The organism is Kitasatospora sp. NPDC127116 (assembly GCF_042677365.1).
Taxonomy (GTDB): Bacteria; Actinomycetota; Actinomycetes; order Streptomycetales; family Streptomycetaceae; genus Kitasatospora; species Kitasatospora lactacystinica.
This window is the reverse complement of record NZ_JBHXTL010000307.1, coordinates 1-1121: the sequence shown is the minus strand read 5'-3', so window position 1 is coordinate 1121 and position 1121 is coordinate 1. Positions and strand designations below refer to the sequence as shown.

Genomic DNA, 1121 nt, shown 5'->3' with positions numbered 1-1121 from the left:
AACCCGACCAGCTCGTCCAACGCCTGGTCCGAACGCCCCGCCACCACCGTCCCGATCGGAACATCCGTCCCCGCACCCAGCCGCGACAGCAGAGCAGCCAGCGCCGCATGCAGCACCATGAACAGAGTGACCCCGTGGCGGCGCGCCAACGCGTCCAGTTCGGCATGCAGTTGGGCGTCGAGATGGAACTCCAGCAGCTCGCCGTCATGCGACGCGGCGGCAGGGCGGGGCCGGTCGAACGGCAAGGCCATCTCCTGCGGCAGTTCACCCAGCAGATCGCGCCAGTACGTCAGCTGCTCGTCGAGAATCTCGCCGAGCTGGTTGTGCTGCCAGAGGGTGTAGTCGGCGTACTGGACCGCCAGCGGCTCCCAGAGCGGCACGGAACCGGCCAGCCGGGCCCGGTAGGCCGAGGCGATACCCGACCAGAGCGGACCGGAGGACCAACCGTCACTCGCGATGTGGTGCAAGGTCAGGACGAGGACGGACTCTCCCTCGCCGAGCGTGAACAGCGCCACGCGGAGCGGCAGTTCGGTCGAGAGACTGAAGAGGCCGAAGGCCTCCGCATTGATCCGCTCCGCCAGCTCCTCCTCCGCGCACGGCTCGACCGTGAACGGAACCCGGGCGTCCTCGACCGGCAGAATCAGCTGCCGGGGCTGACCACCGACCGTCGGATAGACCGTACGCAGGGCCTCGTGCCGGGCGACGACGTCGCCGATCGCGCCGCGCAGGGCCTCGACGTCCACCGTGCCGTGCAGGCGGAACGCGAAGGGACTGTTGTAGGTGGCGGAGGCGCCTTCGAGCTGGTCCAGGAACCACAACCGCTGCTGGGCGAACGACAGCGGCAGCACCTCCGGCCGCGTTCCGGCCCGCAGCGCGGGTCGGGCCGGGCCACCGTCCTTCAGCTTCTCCACGACCCCGACCACGGTCGGGTTGCGGAACAGATCACGGATGCCCAACTCGGCGTTCAGGGTCGTACGGATCCGGCTGATCAACCGCGTCGCGAGAAGCGAATGACCACCCAGAGCAAAGAAGTTGTCGTCGATCCCCACCGACGGAACATCGAGCACCTCGGCGAAGAACGCGCACAGGATCTCCTCCTGCGCCGTCCGAGGACCACGATG

General features: G+C 68.5%; 1 protein-coding gene. It reads right to left on the bottom strand.

The annotated features are described in order from the left end of the window. Positions 1-1121, bottom strand: a 1121-nt coding sequence (locus ACFVHV_RS43830) for a condensation domain-containing protein (protein WP_380359504.1), incomplete at both ends; no start/stop codon positions are given.